At 41.2% G+C, this 23,224-nt stretch carries 24 protein-coding genes; 14 read left to right on the top strand and 10 right to left on the bottom strand.

The genetic code is table 11. The annotated features are described in order from the left end of the window. Nucleotides 1–115 precede the first annotated feature (115 nt). The 4 genes from IEV18_RS04270 to IEV18_RS04255 form a co-directional block, all read right to left on the bottom strand. Entirely contained in the window at nt 116–2,050 is a 1,935-nt protein-coding gene (locus IEV18_RS04270) for an EAL domain-containing protein (RefSeq protein WP_188391142.1), read from the bottom strand. 21 nt (nt 2,051–2,071) lie between these two features. Further along, nucleotides 2,072–3,430 (bottom strand): TrkH family potassium uptake protein, encoded by a 1,359-nt coding sequence (locus IEV18_RS04265; RefSeq protein ID WP_188391141.1) that lies wholly within the window; start codon nt 3,428–3,430, stop codon nt 2,072–2,074. A 139-nt stretch (nt 3,431–3,569) separates the two neighbouring features. Beyond that, nucleotides 3,570–3,899 carry a YwpF family protein gene (locus IEV18_RS04260; RefSeq protein WP_188391140.1) on the bottom strand — a complete coding sequence of 110 codons (330 nt, stop codon included), beginning with the start codon at nt 3,897–3,899 and terminating at the stop codon, nt 3,570–3,572. Nucleotides 3,900–4,018: 119 nt separating this feature from the next. Then, a complete protein-coding gene (locus IEV18_RS04255) occupies nt 4,019–4,459 on the bottom strand; it encodes a hypothetical protein (protein WP_188391139.1) in 441 nt (146 codons plus the stop codon). A gap of 165 nt (nt 4,460–4,624) precedes the next feature. On the opposite strand from IEV18_RS04255, the gene IEV18_RS04250 reads away from it, so the two are divergent. The 7 genes from IEV18_RS04250 (at nt 4,625) to IEV18_RS04220 (ending at nt 8,336) form a co-directional block, all read left to right on the top strand. After that, entirely contained in the window at nt 4,625–4,828 is a 204-nt protein-coding gene (locus tag IEV18_RS04250; RefSeq protein ID WP_188391138.1) for a DUF1657 domain-containing protein, read from the top strand. A gap of 85 nt (nt 4,829–4,913) precedes the next feature. Further along, nucleotides 4,914–5,372, top strand: a complete 459-nt coding sequence (locus IEV18_RS04245) for a hypothetical protein (protein ID WP_188391137.1) — start codon at nt 4,914–4,916, stop codon at nt 5,370–5,372. 19 nt (nt 5,373–5,391) lie between these two features. After that, nucleotides 5,392–5,871 (top strand): stage V sporulation protein AC, encoded by a 480-nt coding sequence (gene spoVAC / locus IEV18_RS04240; RefSeq protein WP_188391136.1) that lies wholly within the window; start codon nt 5,392–5,394, stop codon nt 5,869–5,871. Next, the gene (spoVAD, locus tag IEV18_RS04235; protein WP_188391135.1) at nt 5,872–6,888 is read left to right on the top strand and encodes a stage V sporulation protein AD; all 1,017 of its coding nucleotides are present in this window, start codon (nt 5,872–5,874) and stop codon (nt 6,886–6,888) included. It begins immediately after the preceding gene. Further along, nucleotides 6,885–7,235, top strand: coding sequence for a stage V sporulation protein AE (gene spoVAE / locus IEV18_RS04230; RefSeq protein WP_188391134.1), 351 nt, complete (start codon nt 6,885–6,887; stop codon nt 7,233–7,235). Before spoVAD ends, spoVAE begins: the two co-directional genes overlap by 4 nt. A gap of 11 nt (nt 7,236–7,246) precedes the next feature. Beyond that, complete coding sequence (locus IEV18_RS04225) at nt 7,247–7,447, top strand: DUF1657 domain-containing protein (RefSeq protein WP_188391133.1); 201 nt, start codon at nt 7,247–7,249, stop codon at nt 7,445–7,447. 31 nt (nt 7,448–7,478) lie between these two features. Next, nucleotides 7,479–8,336, top strand: coding sequence for a DUF421 domain-containing protein (locus IEV18_RS04220; RefSeq protein ID WP_188391132.1), 858 nt, complete (start codon nt 7,479–7,481; stop codon nt 8,334–8,336). Between the two features lie 127 nt (nt 8,337–8,463). Here IEV18_RS04220 and IEV18_RS04215 read toward each other — a convergent pair whose 3' ends face one another. The 3 genes from IEV18_RS04215 to IEV18_RS04205 form a co-directional block, all read right to left on the bottom strand. Next, nucleotides 8,464–9,447, bottom strand: a complete 984-nt coding sequence (locus IEV18_RS04215) for a zinc-binding dehydrogenase (RefSeq protein ID WP_188391131.1) — start codon at nt 9,445–9,447, stop codon at nt 8,464–8,466. A 214-nt stretch (nt 9,448–9,661) separates the two neighbouring features. Further along, nucleotides 9,662–11,080, bottom strand: coding sequence for a hypothetical protein (locus IEV18_RS04210; protein WP_188391130.1), 1,419 nt, complete (start codon nt 11,078–11,080; stop codon nt 9,662–9,664). A gap of 61 nt (nt 11,081–11,141) precedes the next feature. Further along, nucleotides 11,142–11,420, bottom strand: coding sequence for a phage holin (locus tag IEV18_RS04205; protein WP_188391191.1), 279 nt, complete (start codon nt 11,418–11,420; stop codon nt 11,142–11,144). A gap of 167 nt (nt 11,421–11,587) precedes the next feature. Here IEV18_RS04205 and IEV18_RS04200 point away from each other — a divergent pair, with 167 nt between their 5' ends. Next, nucleotides 11,588–12,124 carry a YceI family protein gene (locus IEV18_RS04200; RefSeq protein ID WP_188391129.1) on the top strand — a complete coding sequence of 179 codons (537 nt, stop codon included), beginning with the start codon at nt 11,588–11,590 and terminating at the stop codon, nt 12,122–12,124. A gap of 121 nt (nt 12,125–12,245) precedes the next feature. Then, a complete protein-coding gene (locus tag IEV18_RS04195; RefSeq protein WP_188391128.1) occupies nt 12,246–13,601 on the top strand; it encodes an IS1182 family transposase in 1,356 nt (451 codons plus the stop codon). Nucleotides 13,602–13,716: 115 nt separating this feature from the next. Here IEV18_RS04195 and IEV18_RS04190 read toward each other — a convergent pair whose 3' ends face one another. Further along, nucleotides 13,717–14,571 carry a VanW family protein gene (locus tag IEV18_RS04190; protein WP_188391127.1) on the bottom strand — a complete coding sequence of 285 codons (855 nt, stop codon included), beginning with the start codon at nt 14,569–14,571 and terminating at the stop codon, nt 13,717–13,719. A 237-nt stretch (nt 14,572–14,808) separates the two neighbouring features. Then, complete coding sequence (locus IEV18_RS04185; protein ID WP_188391126.1) at nt 14,809–16,017, bottom strand: NAD(P)/FAD-dependent oxidoreductase; 1,209 nt, start codon at nt 16,015–16,017, stop codon at nt 14,809–14,811. Between the two features lie 340 nt (nt 16,018–16,357). Here IEV18_RS04185 and IEV18_RS04180 point away from each other — a divergent pair, with 340 nt between their 5' ends. The 4 genes from IEV18_RS04180 (at nt 16,358) to IEV18_RS04165 (ending at nt 21,350) form a co-directional block, all read left to right on the top strand. Further along, on the top strand, nt 16,358–17,608 hold the full coding sequence (locus tag IEV18_RS04180; RefSeq protein WP_188391125.1) for a DNA polymerase IV: 1,251 nt from the start codon (nt 16,358–16,360) through the stop codon (nt 17,606–17,608). A gap of 90 nt (nt 17,609–17,698) precedes the next feature. After that, entirely contained in the window at nt 17,699–19,402 is a 1,704-nt protein-coding gene (locus IEV18_RS04175; protein WP_188391124.1) for a putative bifunctional diguanylate cyclase/phosphodiesterase, read from the top strand. Between the two features lie 181 nt (nt 19,403–19,583). After that, on the top strand, nt 19,584–19,835 hold the full coding sequence (locus IEV18_RS04170; RefSeq protein WP_188391123.1) for a YuzB family protein: 252 nt from the start codon (nt 19,584–19,586) through the stop codon (nt 19,833–19,835). Between the two features lie 141 nt (nt 19,836–19,976). Continuing rightward, a complete protein-coding gene (locus IEV18_RS04165; RefSeq protein ID WP_373281884.1) occupies nt 19,977–21,350 on the top strand; it encodes an FAD-binding oxidoreductase in 1,374 nt (457 codons plus the stop codon). Nucleotides 21,351–21,406: 56 nt separating this feature from the next. Here the strand turns inward: IEV18_RS04165 and IEV18_RS04160 are convergent, their stop codons facing one another. Continuing rightward, nucleotides 21,407–22,759 carry an acetyl-CoA carboxylase biotin carboxylase subunit gene (locus IEV18_RS04160; protein WP_188391121.1) on the bottom strand — a complete coding sequence of 451 codons (1,353 nt, stop codon included), beginning with the start codon at nt 22,757–22,759 and terminating at the stop codon, nt 21,407–21,409. An 87-nt stretch (nt 22,760–22,846) separates the two neighbouring features. Between IEV18_RS04160 and IEV18_RS04155 the strand changes: the two genes are divergently transcribed. Then, nucleotides 22,847–23,068, top strand: coding sequence for a hypothetical protein (locus tag IEV18_RS04155; protein ID WP_188391120.1), 222 nt, complete (start codon nt 22,847–22,849; stop codon nt 23,066–23,068). Nucleotides 23,069–23,224 lie beyond the last annotated feature (156 nt).

Here is a 23,224-nt window from a genome sequence, read left to right as displayed (position 1 = left end):
TCCTCTCCCCCGCTGAGTTAGTTTGTAAAATATTGTTATAATTCCCATACCCTTTCGCTTGCGGACGGAAAAACTCCCCTAAGTAAATCTCAGGGGAGTTGTTTATTAAACCTTACTAAACGACCGGTAAAAAATCTTTTAACTCTGCTGGCGGTAAAGGTTTGCTAAAATAATATCCTTGTATTTCATCGCATTTTTCATTTTCCAAAAATTTCATCTGTTCCTCTGTCTCCACCCCTTCAGCAATCACCCTCATCTTTAAGGAATGGGACATGTTAATGATGGATTTGACAATTTGTTTGTTATGGTTTAGCGTATCATCCATGAACATTTTGTCAATTTTCAGTTTTGTTACGGGAAATAGGCTTAAATATTTTAATGAAGAATATCCGGTGCCGAAATCATCAATGGAGACGTTTACACCTATTTTTCTCAGTTCCCTCAAGGTGCGCAAAATATATTCTTCATTGGACATTGCCATGCTCTCTGTTATTTCCAATTCTAAATATTTGGACTCTAATCCAGTTTCTTCTAAAATCCTTTTGATTTTATCGACAAAATCCTTCTGATGCAGCTGTTTTGCTGACAGATTGACACTTACTGTAATCGGTTCAAATCCTTCATCTTGCCATTTCTTATTTTGTTCGCAAGCTTTGCGGATGACCCAGTCGCCAATTTCAATTATCAGACCAGATTTTTCTGCCAGCGGGATAAATTCCGTTGGCGGAATATATCCCTTCTCCGGATGGTTCCACCGCAGCAATGCTTCCATTCCGACCAGCTTTCCTGTTTTTATATTTTTTTGCGGCTGATAATGCAGCTCAAATTGATTTTCCTTCACTGCCCTCCGCAAATCGCTTTCCATCAGAAGCATTTTTTTGAAATCTTCGGCAATGGAATTGTCAAACAACTTATAATTGTTTCTGCGTGCCTCTTTTACAACATACATGGCAGAATCAGCATGTTTCAGCAGCTCCGAGGCTTGACGGCCATGTTCCGGATAAATGCTGATTCCGATGCTTAAAGAAGTATAAATTTCAAAGTCATCAATTCGGATTGGCTTTTCGAATTCACTAATTAATTTTTCTGCCAGAATTTTTGCCTCTTGCTCGTCCTTTACATTTCTTTTTAAAATTAGGAATTCATCTCCGCCATCCCTGGCAATAAAGGTGTCCGTCTGCAAAAATGATTTAAACTTGTTGCCGCACGTTTTTAATAACCGGTTTCCGAACTCATAGCCGAAAGTATCGTTAATTTCTTTAAAATAATTTAAGTCAATATAATAAACCGCTAAAGACTCATTGGACGATTTTGCTTCTTTGATTGCTTCATTCAATACTTTTGTAAAAAACTTATAATTGGGTAAATCGGTCACTTCATCATAGTAGGCGATATATTCCATCCGTTTTTCGTTTTTGATTCGCTCGGTAATATCCCTTACTAAAGCAACACGGACAATGTTGCCGTTATGATGATACGGGTGTTCCGCCATTTCTACATAAATTTCTTTTCCGTCCTTTTTTACCCCATTTAGTTCTAGCAATTCGTCGGCAGGTTTATGTTTATTTTGCAAACAAGAAATACTTTGGTCAGCAAATAAATTTCCTATATCCATTCCTTTTAGCTCGTCTGCTTCATACCCGAAAATTGCAGCAAATTGAGGATCGCAATCCAGTATTTTTTGATTATGGTACATGACGATTCCTTCATCAAATGTATCGGTAACATATTGGATATAATTTTTTATTTCCATTGCTTTCTCTTGCAAGGAAATTTCATTTAACAAGAGGCAGTAATGGTTATCGTCAACTGGCAGCGATTTCACTTCAATAATCTTATCCTCCAGTTCCATCAGCGTATGTATTTTCTGCTTTCCCTTTAAAGTATTAAAATCTAAATAACCGGATATATTGACCTGCTCCTCTTCTTTTCTATTTAACAAAGAAAATGCTGCATCATTTCCTTGTATGACTAATCCTTCACTATTTACAAATAGAATCGGCTCGCGCAAATGGGTCAATATCATTTGATCAGCTAGAAAAGAATCCATCTGCCGTCCTCCTTTCTCTACTTAACCGATGCTTATCCGTTCTTTCGGATAACGAATCCGTTCCTTCGGTTTTTTTGCAGCAAACATAAATAAAAAGGTTAAAATGCCGATTCTTCCGATAAACATGAGCATCATTAAGATAATTTTGCTTATCGTATGCAATTCAGCTGTTATGCCTAATGACAGACCAACTGTACCAAAGGCGGAAGTCACTTCGAAAATAATTTGGCTTAAGGAAAAGTCTTCTACGATCGATAAAACAAATACAGAAGCAACGAAAATCAGAATTGCCATAAATGTTACTGTTACAGCCTTCACTAAATCTTCCTCATGCACTTCCCGCCGGAAAACATGAATCCCTTTCCCGCCTCGAATATAAGTAATCATAAAAATAACAACAAGTGCGAAAGTGGTCGTTCGAATTCCGCCCCCCGCACTGCTCGGGGATGCCCCGATAAACATTAAAATCGACATAAATAAATGATTTTCTTCCGTCAGCTGACTGACATCCAACGTAGCAAGACCGCCGCTCCTCGTTGTTACCGATTGAAATAAGGCATAAAAAAGATTTTCGTGCCAAGTCAGTCCCGCAAAGTAATTTCTAAAATCAAAGAGATAAATTCCTAAAGCCCCAATGGCAATTAATAAAAAGTAAGTAGTCGAAGTTACTTTCGTTAAGAGACTGAATCGGAACTTTCGTTTCTTTTTCGAAACGATATACTCTTTCACTTCAATCAGAACCGGAAACCCGATTGCCCCTACAATAATGAGCAGCATATTTGCGCTTTGGACAAAATAATCTTTTTGAAAGAAAATTAGGGAATTGCCGGTTATATCAAATCCGCCATTGGAAATAGCACTTACTGTGCCGAAAAAACCTTGCAAATATGCTTCTTTTGCATTTGGGAAATATTGCAGAAAATAGGTTCCCAGCAAAAGAAAACCAATCAGCTCGAAAAAGAGAAAAATAAATACGACTTGTTTCGTTAATCGGACGATTCCCTCAATGCTCGATTGATTTTGATCCGTCATAATGAGCCGTCTTTCTTTAAGGCCAATTTTTTTTCCTAATATAAGCCAAATCATCGTCCCGATTGCCATGACTCCGACTGCACCAAATTGCATAATAACGGCCAGGATGATGATTCCGGCCGTACTCAGACTATCCGCAATCGATATGGTGCTAAGGCCGGTAACACTGACGGCACTTACTGCTGTAAAAAGAACATCGATAAATGGTAAATCTACACCTTCTTGTTGAGAAATGGGCAAAGATAAAAGCATCGTTGAAATAATTACTAAAGCAAAATAAAATATAAAAAGCATCTGGACAGGTTTTAACTGATGCAGCCAGTTTTTCTTCCGATTATATAATTTCATCGTTTTTGCTCCACGTTGTTTTCACTATTTTTGCATCCAGTTTAGCCTTACATAAATAATGGCCAAACCATTTTCTGTTTATCTTAATCCCTATTATAACAGGGTTTTGGCAGGAATATAGACATTTTTATACACTTTTTTACAATGTTTTTGGAATTTCCTTTTCCGATAACAATTTACCGAGAAAGAGAACATTTACATTTTCCCCAATCTGATTCAGACCGAGCATTTTTGCCCGAAACCATGCCGGGTTATTTGATTCTTTCGTTATTTTTACTTTAACAAATATCTGCTCTCTTCCTTCTAATTTTCGGAATAAATCCCCATATTGTTTATTTATATACGCTTCAATTAGCCAATTGCTTTTTTCGTCTTCTCTGTCAATAATCAACCCATCTAACAGAGGAATATGGATTTCCTTGTTCTCGTCCGATATTATGTGCAGCATTTTTAATTTAAACGTCTTCAATCTGCTCCCCCCTGCTCATTTACTCATGAGTGTATCAGAAAGACAGGCAAAGGAAAACTTTGAAAGTGTCCATCAAAAGACAAAAACGAGCCTCATTGCCCGTTTTCCTTCATCATTGTTTAATTAAAAATTAACGTCTCTACGTGATTCATGTAAATCCACTCATCATCGACAGAGAACTTTGCCTGTACGTATAATTCACTTTCCTTTTCGATTGGCACATCGATAATCACCGGTTCCTGATAATAAATATTTCCGGTCTTTAACATTTTCTTAACCGTACTTCCCGTATAATCATGGTTCCGGTTTTGCAGCGAAACCGAGATCAATGGTGTCTGGTGCTTAATTTCCACCGTATCTTTCCCGACATATTGCAAAGACCGCAGGATTCGAATTCCTTTGTTCATTTCTTCGACTCGAATATGGAGAATAAAATCGTCCTGCCTGGAAGAAAATACTTTTTCATACTTTATACCCGATTGCCCTTCATGTGCAAACATCAGTAAGAGAAGACTTATCCCCAATGCGATTCCGATTAAAAATAGTGCTCTTCGTTTCAATCTGAACTCCCTCCACTAATCACCTATTTCTAAGACGGATAATGGGCAAGAAATGTTTCAAATAGTAAAAACATTTTAGGTGACTGGAAAATAATAGAAAGTATATTTGATAAAAATGTGCAAAAACTCATATTGACTTAATTTCATTTAAGGAGGAGGTCAACGATGACTGTAGCTACGCAAGTAAAACAGACGATTGCCGGGTTAAAAAGCGCCCAGGCAAGTTTTGAACAATTTGCTCTTCAAACCGAAAACAAACAGGCAAAACAGCTTTATCAAAATGCTGCACAACAAACCCAATTGATTATCGATAGCATTCAGCCTAGAATGGAGCAAATTGAACAGGAAGAGCCGCAATATAAACAATAAGGGGCTGGATTGTCCCAGCCTCTTCTACATAAACTAACCGAAGTTTTGCTAACGGCTATATTTCGTTTAGGAAATGGGGATGAACATGACATTTTTTCAGAAATTTTTCCTATTCTTTAGTCTCGCCATTGTATGTGCAGGTTGTGGAACCGATGAGACGATGGAAAGCCAATCCTCCTTGGATATTAATCCATTATCGGCTAAACCATCCCTTTTCGATCAGAGTCCGTCTAACATGGCAAAAGAAAGTCTGATGGAATATGAGGAAATTACTGGAATTAAGGCGGTAAATTCGGACAAAGAAATGATTATTGCGGTACAAATTAAGCATATGAAGCGTTTTTTTATGGCAAAGCATCGAAAAGCTTGGCAAAAAGAGATGGAAAAGCAATTCCCGGGATGGAAAGTGGAATTATCTACAGACAGAAAAATTTACTTAGAACTGGATAAATTAGAAGAAAAAATAAACAAAGATACATTATCAAAAGATGAATTGAAAAAAGAGATGAAACATATTATAAAACTTTCCAAGGAGCAAACTTAAGGAAATGAGGGAATAACGAATGGCAGACGAAAAGAAAAAGAAACTTCCGCCAAAAGCACAAGCATATCAGGCGTTGCAAGACAAAAAAGAAGAGAAGCGTCCTATTGTAAAAAACTGCATGATGGCATTTCTCGTCGGCGGCACGATTTGCTTCATCGGACAAATTATTATGACATTTTATATCCACTTTTTCCCTTTCACTGAACAGACAGCCGGAAATCCGACAACGGCAACCCTTATATTTCTCACAATGCTGGCTACCGGTTTCGGTTATTATGACCGGCTTGGACAGTTTGCAGGAGCGGGATCGGCCGTACCTGTAACCGGATTCGGCAATGCGGTTATTTCGGCAGCAATTGAACATCGGACCGAAGGCTATATTATCGGCGTTGGCACAAACATGTTTAAAGTAGCAGGTCCTGTCATTGTCTATGGCGTATTTAGTGCCTTTATCGTCGCTTTAATAAAAACGATTCTCACGCAATGGGGTGGAATGTAAATGCTTCAAGGAAAGCAAACATGGATTTTTCAAAATCATCCCGTCATTATTTCTACTGGAACCGTTGGCGGCCCATATGAAGCAGAGGGGAAGATTCGGAAATCCTTTGATATTTTGCATGATGATTTATGGCTGCAGCAGGAATCCTTTGAAAAGGCACAACAGGTTATGCTGGAAGAAGCGGCCCAGATAGCAATAAAAAAAAGCCCCATTCAAAAGGAGCAAGTGGAATTTTTTATTAGCGGAGACTTAATCAATCAAATTACACCGACGACCTTTGCAGCAAGAACAATCGGCGTACCGTACTTTGGTCTTTTTAGCGCCTGTGCCACTTCGATGGAAAGTTTGGCATTAGCTGCCGCCATTATTAATGCCGATGGGGCAAATTATATTTTAAGCGGCGTTGCCAGCCATAATTCCGCAACAGAAAAACAATTTCGCTATCCGACCGAATACGGAGGCCAAAAACCCCCTACTGCCCAATGGACGGTAACCGGAGCCGGATGTGCACTTGTTGCAAAAACTGGTACCGGACCAGTTATTACTTCGGCAACGATTGGCAAGGTCGTAGACATGGGGATGAAGGATCCTTTCAATATGGGCGGTGCGATGGCACCGGCTGCTGTGGATACAATCGAAACCCATTTAAAGGAAAGGGGAGTTGATCATACGTATTACGATTTGATTATAACCGGTGACTTGGCCCGTGTCGGTCATGAAATATCAAAAGAACTGCTTCATAAGCGGGGAATTGATATACCGGAAGAAAAATATGTAGATTGCGGCATTGAAATTTATCAGGAAGACCAGCAGGTATTGGCTGGAGGCAGCGGTACTGCCTGTTCCGCTGTCGTAACGTACGGACATTTCTTAAAACAAATGGAAGAAGGAAAATTGTCCCGAATTCTCGTTGTAGCAACGGGCTCTTTGCAATCTCCATTAAGCGTCAATCAGGGAGATTCCATACCTTGTATCGCCCATGCAGTTTCCATTGAAGCAGGAAGTGATGTAACATGATATTTTTTTGGGCATTTGTTGTCGGCGGTATTATTTGTGTCATTGGTCAGCTAATGTTTGACGTTTTTAAACTGTCACCGGCACATACGTTAACAATTTTAGTTGTCTTCGGAGCGATACTTGATGGATTAGGTCTGTATGAACCTTTAATTGATTTTGCCGGTGCAGGCGCTACCGTGCCAATTACCAGCTTCGGAAATGCTCTAGTCCACGGCGCATTGCAGGAGGCTGACAAACACGGCATTATCGGTGTTGTTACAGGAATGTTTGAAGTGACGAGTGCAGGAATATCGGCAGCGATTATTTTTGGCGTCATCGGTTCATTATTATTCAAGCCAAAAGGGTGAGGAGAGATACAATGACAGTCGGTTCGCAAGTAAAAGGATGCTATGCCTCGATGAAATCGGTAGAAGCTAGCCTGGCATTATTGGCAAATAAAGCCCAGCATCAGGAATCGCAATTAGCGTTTCAGGAGGCGAAACAGCTCGTTTCGGAAATTAAGGATGATCTTCAAAAACATCTGATTCATCTTACGAGAGAAGAACCTCAATATGAATAAGAGATATTAATACAAAGAAAGGATAATTGCCATGCCTGATTGGATTACTGTTGTCATAAAATCTATTTCTCTCCTGGTCATCTTGTTTTTCATGGCGAAACTGCTTGGTACGAAACATATGTCGAAAATGAACGTATTTGAATATATTTCAGGAATTGTACTTGGCGGCATTGTTGCCATTCATACGATTGATCCGGATAAAAATATCAGTTATGCAATTATTGCCATGGTCATCTGGTTTGTCATTCCTTTCAGTTTTGAAAAAATCTCTTTAAAAAGCAAAAGCTTCCGTGATTTTACGCAAGGAAAAAGCACTGTCTTTATTCAAGACGGAAAAATTATGGAGGAAAATTTAAAAAAAGCCGGATATTCTACCGACGATTTATTGGAGAAACTCCGTGACCGTGATATTTTTCTTGCTTCCGATGTAGAATTTGCCGTATTAGAGCCGAATGGAAGCTTAAATGTCCTGCCAAAAAAAGAAAATCGCCCCCTTACCGCCAAAGATTTAGGAATTAAAGTAGCACCGGAAAAACAGCCGCAAACGGTCATTATGGATGGAAAAGTCATCCATGAATCATTGGCAAATCTCAACCTTAATCTGAATTGGCTGGAAACAGAGCTGGAAAAATTAAATGTCAGCTTAGAGAACGTCTTTCTCGGCCAGGCGGATACGAACGGAAATCTTTACGTCGATTTGTACGATGATAAAATTGTCGTTCCACAACCTGCTGAAACCGAGATGCTATTGGCCACGATGAAAAAATGCCAGGCTGATTTGGAATTATTTATGTTGGCTACCGATAATGAACAAACGAAAGCAATGTATAAAAAGAACAGTCAAAAACTCCAGAAAGCAATTGATATAGTCGAGCCTTTTCTTCAATAATTTTAACCTTGGCATGGCAGTGTCTTTTTAGCTAAATGCACTTCCTTTTCAACGTTTTTGATCCAAACAGCTGATGCAGATTCCAACATGCAATGAAAAGCGGGAGACTTTGAATCTCCCGCACCATTTAATCGCCAATATTTAATGCAACTTTTCCAAACTGTTTTCCTTCTCTCAAATAATCAAGGGCATCTTGTGTATTTTCCAAGGAGAAAACTTGATCCACAACCGGACGCATCTCCTTCTCCTTCATAAATTTTAACATTTCCCTCAATTCTTCCCTGCTCCCCATCGTCGAACCAAATAACTGATATTGTCCATAGAAGAAGTTTCTTAAATTAAAATCGACATTATCTTCTGTTGTTGCACCAAATGTCACGATTTTTCCTCCCCTTTTTACCACCTCCAAAGAACGGTTAAAGGTGGCCCGTCCGACGCTTTCAATAACTAAATCAACTGTTTCATTGACAAGTTCCTTTTTCCAGTCACTGTTTGTTTCGAGGACAAGATCCGCACCTAGCTCTTTCGCCTTTTTCCGCTTTTCTTCCGAACGGGAAGTGACGATAACCTTCGCACCAATATGTTTCGCAAATTGAATAAGGAAAGTGGCAACGCCGCTTCCGGCTCCCGGGATAAAAACCGTTTGGCCAGACTGGAGCTGTCCTTTCGTGAAGAGCGCCCGATATCCGGTCAGGGCAGATAAAACCAGGACCCCTGCCTCTTGCCACGATAAGTAACTCGGTTTCTTTTCTAATTGCTCCTCTTGAATTACTATTTTTTCAGCGAAAGTGCCGTGGTCTGGCATGCCTAAAATTTCGTAATTGGCAGGGGGAGCCGGGGTGTTTTCAAACCACCCTAACGAAGGATTAATGATAACTTCATCCCCTGGCTGGAAGCGAGTCACCTTTTCCCCGACCGCTTCCACGATGCCGGCACCGTCCGATCCTAAAATGAGCGCTTCTTTGTCATCTCCATGCCGCTTAGGAATCATTAAATCACGTCGGTTCAATCCTGCCGCTTTCAGCTTAACAACTACATCATTTTTCCCGCATTCCGGTTCTTCCATTTCTTTCAAAAATAGTTTCCCGTACTCTAAAACAAATGCCTTCACTCTCGTTCCCTCCATTAAAAATTTGGATTGTGCAACAACAATGGCAATCTATTAAAACCATTCTATCATAATTTTCCCTTTCTTCTAAAATTAACGCCCGAGGAACGATGCGTCATTTTCCCGGCAAAAAGGCGGAGAATATTCTCTCCGCCTTCATAATTTTAATTTCCTTATAGAACTGTAAAATCCGCTTACGCTTTTCATCAGAAATAAATTATGCGAGGAATATGACCGCACAGATGGCAGCAGCGATTAATCCAATCATTACGGGAACAAAGTTTTTCCGGACTAATTCCATGACGGAGACCCCGCAAAATCCGGCAATCGCGATTAAGGAGGACCATGCAATTAACGTGCCGCCTCCGGTCCAGATTGCGCCGAGCTGCCCGATGGCTGCCAACGTTTCAGCGCTAATTCCAGCTGTTTCTAAAGAACCTGCCAGGGCACCGGTTAATGGCAATCCGGAAAATCCGGAACCGTCCAAACCTGTAATAATACCGATAATTAATAAACTAAAAGCTGCCAATAAAGGTCCTTGCGGCAAATATTCCTGACCTGCTTCAACGAGGCCAAACAGGAGGGAAGGACCTTCTTCCACCCCTAGTATGCTTGCGGAAAACTCGGGACTGCCGAGAAAGAAGAAACCGGCAATCGGGATGACTGGACCCATCGCCTTAAAGGCGAAGACAAAACCGTTTGTAATGTGATTGCTAATGTAATCTAACGCATGGTGTTTTCCGAAGGCGATAGTCGATAAAAGCAATAGCATTGCTGCGACTCCGCCGACGAAGGCTGCACCGTCGCCGCCAACAAAGCCGGTTTCTGCTGAAGCAAATTTACTGTACACCATGACGATAACGACAATCAACAACGATAACGGGACAAAAACAGCAAAGATTTTTCCCCATTTTGACAGGTTCGCAGTTGCTGCTTTCTTATTTCCGCTTTCTGCTGCCTGTATTTGCAATGCTTCTTGTTCGTTCCGCTCATCGTCCCTGTTTCGAATCGTCTTCCGATACAGAAAATAGGCAAGCAGTATTGCAATTCCTCCGGAAATCAAGGATAAAATCAAGGCATAGTCTGCGACTAACGCCGTATTTAAATCGGCAGGTGCACTCGACAGGCTTGGAGCTACTTGAACAATGTAGTCCGAAGACAGGGCCATTCCTTGCCCGGCTAATGCAACAGCGACAGCTGCCGTCATCGCAGGCAGCCCCGACCGGATGGCGGCCGGAACAAGAAGAGCGCAAATAAGCGGTACGGCCGGTGTCGGCCAAAAAAATAAAGAAATAACGTAAGTTACGGCAACGAGTATAAAAAACGAAATATGGCCATTGACCATCATCTTCTGAATCGGCCGGATCATTTTTTCGTCTGCACCTAAATCGCGCAAAGAATGGAGCAATGCCAGCATAAACATAATGATTAAAAAGATGCTAAACAGTTCTGTTGCTGCAACGAGATTGGCAGTAAATATTGCCGTAAATCCTTTCGTCAAACTGCCGGTATATACTAATGCAATGGCAAATGTGCCTAATATGCTCGGCAAAACGACTCCTTTACGAAAGATCATCGTGACGATGATAATTAGTGTAAACAAACCATATAACAGATGGGAGATTGTTAAATCCATATTCCCCGTTCCTTTCCTTTTTAGTGCTATAGCCTATGCAGGGCCGGGGAAGGATGCTACACTATTGCTTTCTTCTCTTCGCTTGCTTTTTATTTTTCTTTTTAGCCAATCCGTTTTGTTCAATGATTTCCCTTTGTTTGCGTCCAATCTCTGTTACATAATTATTTTTAAACCAGGCAATAATAGCAGTAACTGTTGTAAAAACAGCTGCAATCACTTCTTCTAACAGTTCACTGGAAATAGGCAGCGGTGATTTTCCGTAAATAACGAGCACCTGATTTATTAATGCGAGAAAAAGGGCTGCCGTGCGTATAATTGTACCCTTGTCCAAAGGCAACACCACCTTTATAAATTTACTATTATGTATATCTTTTTTGCGCGAGATAGGAACGGTGTTTTTTACAATTAATTAAAAACTTTTTAATTAAAAATACTTGACTTTACATGATTATCATTTTATACTAAGTAACATAAAGTAACTATTGAAAAATTATTGGAGGGATAAATATGGCAAAAGCTACATGGAAGCTTGATACAGCCCATAGTGAATTAGGATTTACAGTAAAACATATGATGATTTCCAAAGTGAAAGGAACCTTTGACAAATTTGATCTCGTTGTCGAAGCAGACACTGAAGACTTGACAGATTCTAAAATTGAAGCAACTGTGGATGCAGCAAGCATCAATACGCGGAATAAAGATCGGGATGATCACTTGCGTTCTGCCGACTTCTTTGATGTGGAAAATCACCCGCATATTACTTTCAAAGCGACTGACATTAAGAAAAAATCTGACTCTTCTTATGATCTGACCGGCGACTTAACGATTCGCGGAACAACTAAGCCAGTTACGATTGATGTTACCTTCACCGGAATCAGCAAAAACCCTATGAATGGCGCTTCGGTAGCCGGGTTTAGCGGCGAAACGAAGATTAACCGGAAAGAGTTTGGCCTTGAGTGGAATGCAGCCCTTGAAACAGGCGGTGTGCTCGTTGGCGAAGACGTGAACATTCATTTTGAATTAGAACTAGTGAAAGAAGACTAAAAATACGACCTTCCAATTGGAAGGTCGCAGCTTGTAGACAAAGTCCCTAACTAGTGGCCAAATCTACAGGTTTTTTTTGTATAATAGGGATAGAATTCTTGGTTAACGGGGGAAATTTAGGATGTTATCGAAGCGTACAGACAATAATCGAAATCAATTGGAAATGGTGGCTCTTGATCAATTGGTTCCAGAAGATCATTTGGTAAGGAAGATTGAACAAGCCATAGACTTTGATTTTATTTACGATATTGTCAAAGATACCTATTGCCTAGATAACGGAAGGCCTAGTATTGATCCTGTTGTGCTCATTAAAATGGTCTTTGTGCAGTATTTATTTGGTATTCGTTCCATGCGTCAAACGATCAAAGAAATTGAAACCAACGTGGCGTATCGATGGTTCTTAGGATATGGTTTCACAGAGAAAATTCCTCATTTTTCAACGTTCGGCAAGAATTATGTTCGTCGCTTTCAAGGTACTGATTTATTTGAACAGATTTTTTATCGTATCTTAGAAGAAGCGATGAATAAAGGGTTAGTAGACCCTTCTGTTGCCTTTATTGATTCTACACATGTCAAAGCAAGCGCCAATAAAAAGAAGTACGATAAGAAAATGGTCCGGGTAGAAACAAAAAGCTATCAAGCGCAATTAGAGTTAGAGATTAACCAAGACCGCGAAAACCATGGAAAAAAGCCCTTTCCCCCGAAAGAGAAGGAAGAAGCCAAGGAAATAAAGGTCAGTAAAACAGATCCTGATAGTGGCTATTACGTAAAAGATGAACGGGAAAAGATGTTTGCCTATTCATTTCATACCGCATGTGACGCAAAAGGCTTTGTCTTAGCTACCAAGGTAACGGGAGCGAATATTCATGATAGTCAGGTGTTTGGTCAATTACTCGAACAAGTCATCGAAAAAGTAGGCAAACCAACTGCAGTAGCCGTAGATGCCGGATACAAAACCCCAGCGAATGCGAAAAGTCTGTTGGACAAAGAGATTCGTCCCGTTATGCCATATACAAGACCAAGAACAAAAGACGGTTTCTTTAAAAAGTATGAGTATGTATACGATGAACATTATGATTGTTATATCTGCCCAAAGAACCAAATTCTTGAATACCGAACCACGACAAGAGAAGGTTATCGACAGTACGCTTCTAATCCGGAAATATGTAAAACGTGCCCGTTCTTAGAAAAGTGTACCCAAAATAAAGATCATATCAAATTCATTCATCGCCACATTTGGGAACATTATGTGGAAGAAGCGGATCATTTAAGGCATACAGAGATCAATAAAAACATATATGAGAAGCGCAAAGAAACGATTGAACGAGTCTTTGCCGATGGAAAAGAGAAGCATGGCATGCGATGGACAACCCTTCGGGGACTGGGAAAATTGTCCATGCAAGCGATGCTTACTTTTGCTGCCATGAACTTAAAGAAAATGGCAAACTGGACATGGAAAAGACCATGTCCAGCCTAAATAAGATAAGAATCTTAGAAAATGATGAGCAAAAAAAGACAAATCCCAACTCAAATGAAGCATTTGAGTTGGGGTTTGTCGACAGTCTGCGACCTTCCAATTGGAAGGTCGCTTTTTACTGTTTTCCGGAAAAATACTCTGCTGTCTCAGAAGTGTAGACCGCAACTGACATTATCCCATCCTTTGCTCTGGCCCGAATTAATATCGGTTCATTAAACATGTTGCGAAAAACAAAATCCGGTCCCCACCAGCTTACCGTGGCATCTCTCCCAGGAGGAACATATGGCACTTTTCTGCTATGGGTGTAGCGCTCAATCATCTGGATTCCATGAATGTCTGCAGCATTAAAAAGTGTAGAGGAAACTTGACAAATCCCTCCGCCAATATCCTCTTCCAGCTCTCCTTTGACGATAACCGGCGCTCTCTTGTATCCCCTCTCTTTCGTCCTTTCTCCTACCGTTTCATTGAAGGAAAAAGTCTCGCCGGGAAATACGACCGTATTGTCTATCGCCTTTGCAGCTAAAACGATATTATGAGAACGTTCTTTATTCGACGGTTTGTAATAGGTAGAGTAGCTTCCTAACTGCCTTTCAGAAATTTCTCTTAATAATCCCTGGTTAACTTTTGGAAAAATCGGCCTGACAGGAACATTCAACTTTGTCTGTAAGTTTCTGTAGTAATGTTTAAAAAATTCTTCCTGAAATTTTCTCCGGTCTAATGTAAACCCATTTTTTTCGGGAATAATTCCCTTTTCTGTCATTCGGGCATTAATCGGGGCTTTATAAACTTTCCCTTCCAATTGTTTCATTAAAGTCAATAGCCTATCCCTGTCAATAAAGATTGAGTCTACATAAGATAAACCGTATTGCTGGATTTCTACAGGAGTCAAATATATGAAGCCGTCGTCCAATGGTGAAGATTTGGGCGGCTGCAGCGAAGTAAACAGGAGAAAGAAGAAGGAAAATAACATGTTTCATATCACCTCATTTCTATTATGAGGATAAATATTAGAAACATGTAAAAAACCATCCGGCTTTTCTAGCCAGATGGTTTTTCGGATTAATGGAAGTCCCGATTATCTTCCAGATAGTCACTAACCATTCGGTAACCAATTAATGATGCAAGGACAATTAATAGACCACAAAAGAATTTTTTCATCGGTTAAGCTACCTCCTCATATTTGATTCAGGTTGTAAACAGCCAATGATTAGAACGGACGAACTTTACCTTTCTTAAGTACAGCTTTTGGTCCGCCAACCAAATAAAGAGTACGGTCGTCCACCACTTTTTTCATTGCTGCTGCTGCTTTTCCTTGTAATTTTTTGCCTTGGAAAATATTGCCGATACCGTCGGAAAATCCTAAAGACGCGACTGTACCTTTGTCATCAAATACAAAGTCTTTCAAAGGTTCATTTCGGATTAACGCTTTAATGTTTTCTGCCGCTACAACACCTTCTTGGGTAGCTAACTGACCTGTTGGCGGATATGGGCGTCCTGTCTCTTTATTCATTACCCAGGAGCAGTCTCCAAGTACGAAGATATTTTCTTCGCCAGGCACACGCAGATCTGCATCCACATTCACTTTTCCTCTTACTAATTCAAAGCCGGATTTGCCAAGAACCGGATTTCCCGTTACCCCGCCAGTCCAGACAATCGTACCGCCTTTAATAAGTTCTTTGTCTTCGCCAACGATAAATCCTTCAGGAGTACATTCGGAAATCGCTGCTCCCATTCTAAATTCTACGCCGCGGGACTCTAAAGACTGAATCGCATAAGATACTAGATCTTTATCAAACATCGGCAAGATGGAAGGTGCAGCTTCCACGTTAATAATTCGCACTTTGTTACGCGGAATGTCGTATTTCTTGCATAATTTAGGCACGATGTCTGCCAGTTCCCCGACAAATTCGATGCCAGTGAATCCGCCGCCGCCGACAACGATATTCAGTGCATCGTCATCGGTAATTTCACCAGCACTGTATTTCGCAAATTGATATTCGATATGTTCAGCAATTAATCGTGCAGAATCGATATCTTGAATGAAGAATGCATGCTCATCCATGCCTTTAATGCCAAATGTATTTGTTACGAAGCCTAAAGCAACTACTAAGTAGTCATATGTAACTTCGCTGTTCTCCAATACGACGCGGTTTTCGTCTTTCTTAATTTCCTGTACCGTATCGTAAATGAGGCGGACGCGGTTAGGATTTACTACGTCACTTATCATAAAGCGGGCTTGGTTCGGGTTAATCGTACCTGCAGCCACTTCATGCAGCCAAGTACTTTCGTAATGATAATTATGCTTGTTAATTAGCACAATCTCTGCTTCTTCTGGAGATAGTTTTTTTGTTAGTTGTCTAACCGTTACTAACCCGGCATACCCAGCGCCGAGAACAACAACCTTTGGTTTACTCATGAAACCTTCCACCTTTCTTCATTATGTAATACTAAATTAGGCGTATAAGCGTTTTCAATCAGAATATAGAAAAAATGATGAACGTGTCGCTTATACAATTAATTTATCATATTTTGTCCATACATTTATATAATAACAAATTTGTCACAATTAGGCTAATATCTTTTAGTAGAAAGCTTTTTCGCCCAATTGTTTATTTTGTTATTTTTCAAACGGCTTTTTCCCCTCCCCCGCCGCCAATCTTAATCCCTTTCCAGCACAATTGGAAATAGCCTCCATTGATATTTTGTCTGAAACTCCATATAATAGGAACAAATGTTCTGTTTAAGGGGTGAACAACATGGACTATTCCCTTTATCCGCGCCACGACGTGCTTTGCATCGATATGCGTTCTTTTTACGCCAGTATCGAAGCAGTAAAGCTGGGACTCGATCCAATGAAGGCAATGGTTGCCGTTGTAGGCGATCCAAACCGTTCCGGCAGCATTGTCTTGGCTGCATCGCCAGCATTAAAGAAAAAATACGGAATCAGCAATGTAAGCCGTTTTTTTGAGCTGCCAAAAGATCCGAACATCCGCATCGTTCCGGCTCATATGGCGGATTATCTGCAAGTCTCGATTGAAATAACAAAACTCCTACTCCAATACGCTCCAAAAGAAGCAATCCATCCATACTCTGTCGATGAAGTTTGGGTCACTGTGGATGGGCTGCAAAAAATTTTTGGAAACCGGTTTGAAATAGCGAAAAAAATAAAACAAGATATTTTGGATTGTTTTGGCATCACGGCCTCCATCGGTATTGGCGACAATAAATTTCTCGCCAAAGTCGTCATGGATTTGCACGGAAAAAAAACGGGAATTGCCGAGTGCAAATATGAAGATGTAAAAGAAAAGCTTTGGCCTTTCCCGGTAGAAGCTATTTGGGGAATCGGCAGCAGACTGAAACGCCACTTGAATCGGATGGGCATCGTCACCCTCGGCCAGCTGGCCAACTATGACTTAGGACAGCTGAAAAAACGGTTTGGAGTGATGGGAGAGCAAATGTATTGGCACGCATGGGGCATTGATTTAAGTCCAGTATACGGCAACTTTACGAAAACCGAACAGAAAGGATTCGGACACGGGATCTCCCTCCTTCGGGATTATACAAAGGAGGAAGTAGCTGTCTGCATTCTTGACCTTTGTGAAGAAGTTTGCCGCCGGGCCCGTACCGCCCGAAAAGCCGGACGAACAATCCATCTCGGAATTGGCTACTCCAAAGAAACCGGAGGAGGATTTTCCCGTTCCCGCTCCATCGATTTGCCGACAAACGTTACGATGGATGTATACGATGTATGCATGCGGCTATTTCACGAACATTACGACGGAAAAAGCGACATTCGCCGCGTTTACGTTACTTTGACCAATCTGCATGACGTTGGCGAAACCCAGCTGGAACTGTTTGAAGACCGGATAAAAAAAACGAATATTGGCTATGTCATGGATGCCATTCGGGATAAACATGGCTCCACAGCCATTTTGCGGGCATCCAGCTATACCGATGCCGGCATCTCCCTGGACCGAAGCAAAAAGATCGGCGGCCATTTTGCGTAAATCGTTAGTACTAAATTACCGTTTAAAAATTTTGTCAAAAAATGTATAATAGCGTTAAAAAGGGAAGCAGAATTTATTGGAGAGATAAAAATGACAAAGTCAGCACAGCTGGATGAGACGTTAAAAAAGCTTCGGGATATTGAATTTGCCCTTAATGTATCAACGATTGTTTCCATTACCGATAAAGATGGCGTAATTCAATTTGCCAATGATAAGTTTTGTGAAATATCCGGCTATAGCCGGGAAGAGCTCATTGGCAAGAAACAAAGTTTAGTCAATTCAGGATATCATCCAAAATCCTTTTTTCGCAACTTGTGGAATACGATTCAATCTGGCAAAGTGTGGCGTGGAGAAATTAAAAACAAAGCAAAGGACGGCAGCCATTATTGGGTAGATACGACGATCGTTCCCTTTCTTGACGAACATGGGGAACCTTATCAATATATTTCCATCCGCCATGATATTACGACGCGAAAAAAATATGAAGAATATATTGAATCGATGGCCTACTTTGACTCTTTAACAAAACTGCCAAATCGCAACCAATTAAGCAAATGGGTAGAGCGGCACGTCCATTTAAAAGCGGCAGGGAAATCCTTTACTGTTTTATTTCTTGACATTGATCATTTTGTCGCCATTAATGACAATTTCGGGCATTATATCGGCGACCGGGTGTTGCAGGAAATCGCTGCCCGAATCCGGAAAAATTTAAGAAAAACCGATTTTGCCTCCAGGCAGGGCGGAGATGAATTTATTATTATTTTAGCCAATAACGATCAGGAAGAAGAAGCAGAACAGATAGCCGAAAACCTGCTTCAATCCATACGAGCGCCATTCAACGTAGAAGATAAAGAAATTACGATTACGGCAAGCATCGGTATCTGCCACGAAACATTTGGCAGCACGATATTAAACGGGAAGCATTTTATCGATTCATTAATTCGCAAAGCTGATATCGCCATGTACCATACGAAGAAAAAAGGAGGAAATGGCTATCATTTCAGCACTCCCTACCAAAATATCGAAATGGAGCGTTCCTTCCTAATTGAACAGAACGTGAATCATGCTTTAAAAAACGATGAGTTTTACATCGTATACCAGCCCATCGTCAATTTGAGAAACAACCAAATGATTGGTGTCGAATCGCTATTGCGATGGCATCATCCGGAGTTAGGACATATTTCTCCGGGAGAATTTATCCCCATTTTAGAAAGGACCGGACAAATTGTTCAAGTTGGCAGATGGATTTTATGGACCGTCTGCAACCAAATGAAGCTTTGGCAAACCAAAGGAATATTTTTAGAAAAAGTGTCCGTCAATGTTGCACCTGTCCAGCTGAAAGATCCGAATTTTGTTCAAGACTTGCAAAAAATTTTAAATGAAACGGAACTTGATGCATCCTATCTGGAATTGGAAATTACCGAAGGAACAATTATTGAAATCGAAAATGCTGTCCAATTGCTGAAGCAATTGCAGCAATTAGGAGTAAAAATATCCATCGACGATTTTGGAACAGGATATTCCTCCTTAAGCTACTTGAAGAAATTGCCGATTGACACGCTGAAGATAGATAAATCCTTTATTAATGATTTGGATAGGGACGGAAAAATAATCGTTAATACGATTATCAGCATGAGCAAAAACTTGCGTTATCGGGTTGTCGCAGAAGGAATCGAAACGAAAGAGCATCTCGAATATTTAAAACAGCAAAAATGCCATGAAGGGCAAGGGTTTTACTTTAGCAAACCGATGAAACATGATGAAATACCGAAAATTTATGCTTTGGAAAACTGATCATGCTGGATGGCTGCCTCCTTGCTGCAACAGGAAGGCAGCTTTTTTATGGATGCATTGCATTAGCACTTTCCCTTCATCTTCTAGTATAATCAATAAAAAACAAAGGAAGGCTGTCCAATGGCATACGAACAAAAAAACGGAAAAAAATCATTCCATCCGATGAGCAGGAAGTGTATATATGGGAATTGTCATTGTTGAAGTATGTGATTACAACATTCTTTCGGCGGCAGAACTGGAAGAAGTGTTTCAGCGCAATGACGTTGCTGTAATGAGCTATGATTGTATGAATTTTTGCGGCATGTGTGCCATGGGTCCTTATGCAATGGTAAATGGCAGGCGCATTTTTGGAAAAACGGCTGAAGAATGCATCAGAAAAATTAAAGCTGCTGTAGAGGAAGAGCTGGAAAAACTGAACGACTTTTATTCTTGAGTGTGTACCTAAAAGATGATTCTGCGGATTACAGATCCGCAGATTTTTTTGTATAGACTTCCCTAAATAATCGCGCTATACTGACATTAATATGGAAACTGATGGGGGGAATTAGAAAAGATGAATACAGCTATTCACGGTATGATTGAGGAGTTAAAAGAAAGAATTGATGCAGACCGGATAAGCACGAACGAAACCGTAATCGAACAGCACAGTAAAGATGAATCGTACCATACACCGAGCAATCCGGATGTTGTCGTTTTTCCAAAAACGACAAAGGAAGTAAGCGAGATCATGAAAATTGCCAATCAATACGAAGTTCCCGTTGTCCCCTTCGGATTAGGCTCCAGTTTGGAGGGTCATGTTATCCCTTATGACCACGGAATATCGATGGATTTCTCTTTAATGAAGCAAATTGTAGAGATACGGGAGAAAGATTTTCTCGTTACCGTACAGCCTGGTATTACAAGGGAAGAACTAAATGCGGAATTAAAAAAATACGGGTTATTTTTCCCCGTAGACCCTGGCGCAAATGCTACCATTGGCGGGATGGCAGCCACCAATGCGAGCGGCACCATGTCGGTAAAATATGGCATTATGCGGGATAATGTGCGGGATATGGAAGTCGTCCTTGCCGACGGGTCCATTATACATACCGGAAGTTTAGCGGCGAAATCTTCCTCCGGCCTCCATTTAAACGGCCTGTTTATCGGCTCGGAAGGAACCCTCGGCTGTTTTACGGAAATCACCTTGAGAGTATACGGAATTCCTGAACATATTACAGCTGCAAGGGCCTGTTTTGAAACGATTGATGATGCGGTTGAAGCGGTTGTAGCAATCCTTCAGGCAGGAATTCCGATTGCAAGAATAGAGCTTGTCGACGAACCTTCCATCGAGCAGGTGAACAAACATAGCAAGACAAACTATCCGGTGAAGCCGACCTTATTTTTGGAATTTCACGGCAACGAACAAGGGCTGAAACAAGATGTTAGCTTCATGCGGGAAATTGTCCAAGACTTTCAATGCAGTGAAATTCATTTTGAAACGGAAACGGCAGAAAGAAATAAACTGTGGGATGCCCGCCATAACTTGGCTTACGCTTATATTCACGGCCATCCGGGCCGAAAATTAATGGTAACCGATGTTTGCCTGCCGATTACCGAACTTGCGGGAGCAATTCGTCATGCGAGGGAAGCTTTAACGAGGCTCGACTTGCCGGGAGGCATTGTCGGTCATGTCGGAGACGGGAACTATCACGTATTGCTCATGATTAAACCGGATGATCCGGTCGAAATGGAAAAGACGAACCAGCTTAATGAAGAAATTGTCCAATACGCGCTAAAACGGGGCGGGACCTGCACTGGAGAACACGGTGTCGGCATCGGCAAACAGAAATATCAAAAGCAGGAACACGGTGATGCCCTTCAAGTGATGGAAAAAATTAAACAAGTGCTGGATCCGAAAAACATCCTCAATCCAAATAAACTGGTGTCAGGCACTTTACAAGACTTGTAGAATTTGCTGATTGCCACATGAAAAGCCTCTTTCACTTGAAAAGAGGCTTTTTTACATTACTTTCCTTTAGCAGCGGCGAACAGGTCCTGCAAAAAAGTTGTCGTATAATTTCCGGACCGGAAGTCAGCATTTTCCATAACCTGCATTAACAGCGGCACATTCGTTTTGATTCCTTCTATTTCTGTATCTTTCAGCGCGTCCAGCATCCCTTCAATTGCCTTATCCCGGGATGATTGATGAACGATTATCTTTCCGATCATCGGGTCGTAAAAAGGGGTAACGTCTGCTCCCTCTTCCACCCCGATTTCCAATCGGACCTTCCATTCAGGCAATGAAAGTTTCGTAATTTTCCCCGGAGACGGGAAAAAAGTATTCGGATCTTCTGCATATAAACGGACCTCGATTGCGTGTCCGGACTGTCCGATTTCTTCTTGTCTTCCAGGCAGTTCTTCCCCTGCCGCAATCCGCAGCTGCCATTCCACAAGATCAAGCCCGGTAATTTCTTCCGTAACCGGATGCTCTACCTGGAGGCGGGTATTCATTTCCAAAAAATAAAAGTTTTTGTTCTCATCAAAAATAAATTCCATCGTTCCTACATTTGTGTATCCGAGCTTGTCCGCTCCAGAAAGGGCGGCAGAAAATAATCTTTGTCGGGTTTTCTCGTCTAAAAACGGCGACGGGCTTTCTTCGATTACTTTTTGATGCCGGCGCTGCACGGAACATTCCCTTTCAAAAAGATGAACGCTATTCCCGTAACGATCTCTTGCCACTTGGACTTCAATATGCCTTGGATTTGCAATATATTTTTCCAAAAATAGCGTTTCGTCGCCAAAGAAAGAACCGGCTTGCTTAATCGTCATTTCGTAGGCTTTTTTTAGTTCCTCCTCATTATGGACCAATTTCATGCCGATTCCCCCGCCGCCGGCACTTGCCTTCACCATCAGCGGATATCCGATTGATTCGGCTTCTTTTAGCGCTTCTTCTAAGGAGGAAATTTTTGCCGAACCGGGAACGATTGGCACTCCCGCCTCTCCCATTTGTTTTCTTGCTTCCAGCTTGCTGCCCATCAGCCGAATGACATCAGCTTTGGGACCGATAAAAACGATTCCTTCTTCTTCACAACGGGAAACAAACTCCGGATTTTCCGCCAAAAAGCCGTATCCCGGATGAATGGCATCGGCACCTGTCTTCTTTGCAGCATCTATCACTTTTTCCATATCTAAGTAACTTTTTCGAGCCGGACTTTCGCCAATATGTACACTTTCTGTCGCTTCCTTCACATATGGAGCAAACTGATCCGCGTCGGAATATATGCTTACCGTTTCAATTCCGAGCCGTTTGCACGTCCGGATTACACGTCTGGCAATTTCTCCCCGATTGGCGATAAGTACTTTTTGAAATAAAGCCATCTCCCACACCCCTTTTGCTAAAACGAAAAATTTGTATTTTGCCGATTATTCGAAAGTTATTATACTATAGATTAATGTTTGCTGCATTTGCTAGAGTATCCGCTCGCTTTTATGAACGACCCGGATGTCATTTCGGCTTGCGAATCGAATGCCTTTAACGCCGCAGAACTCATCGCCAAAGGGGGAAAACAGAGAAATAAAGCAGCAATTATGGTTACCTATGACAAACAGCTCCTGAAATACTGTGACACCATCTACGAAATGCGCGGCGGACAACTGACCTTCGCTGCATCAAGAAAAATGTCATAGAACATATTGGTTGCGACCGGCGCCGGGCACTAATTGAGATAGGGGGAGGTGACTAACCTCCGTCCCTCTCACACCACCGTACGTACGGTTCCGTATACGGCGGTTCCAGATTATGTATGACGCAAAATTTCATATCTAGCGGATATGCTCTTTAGC

The organism is Compostibacillus humi (assembly GCF_014637175.1).
Taxonomy (GTDB): domain Bacteria; phylum Bacillota; class Bacilli; order Bacillales; family Amphibacillaceae; genus Oceanobacillus; species Oceanobacillus humi.
Note: the sequence above shows the minus strand (reverse complement) of the source record. Positions and strands in the feature narration are given on the sequence as shown.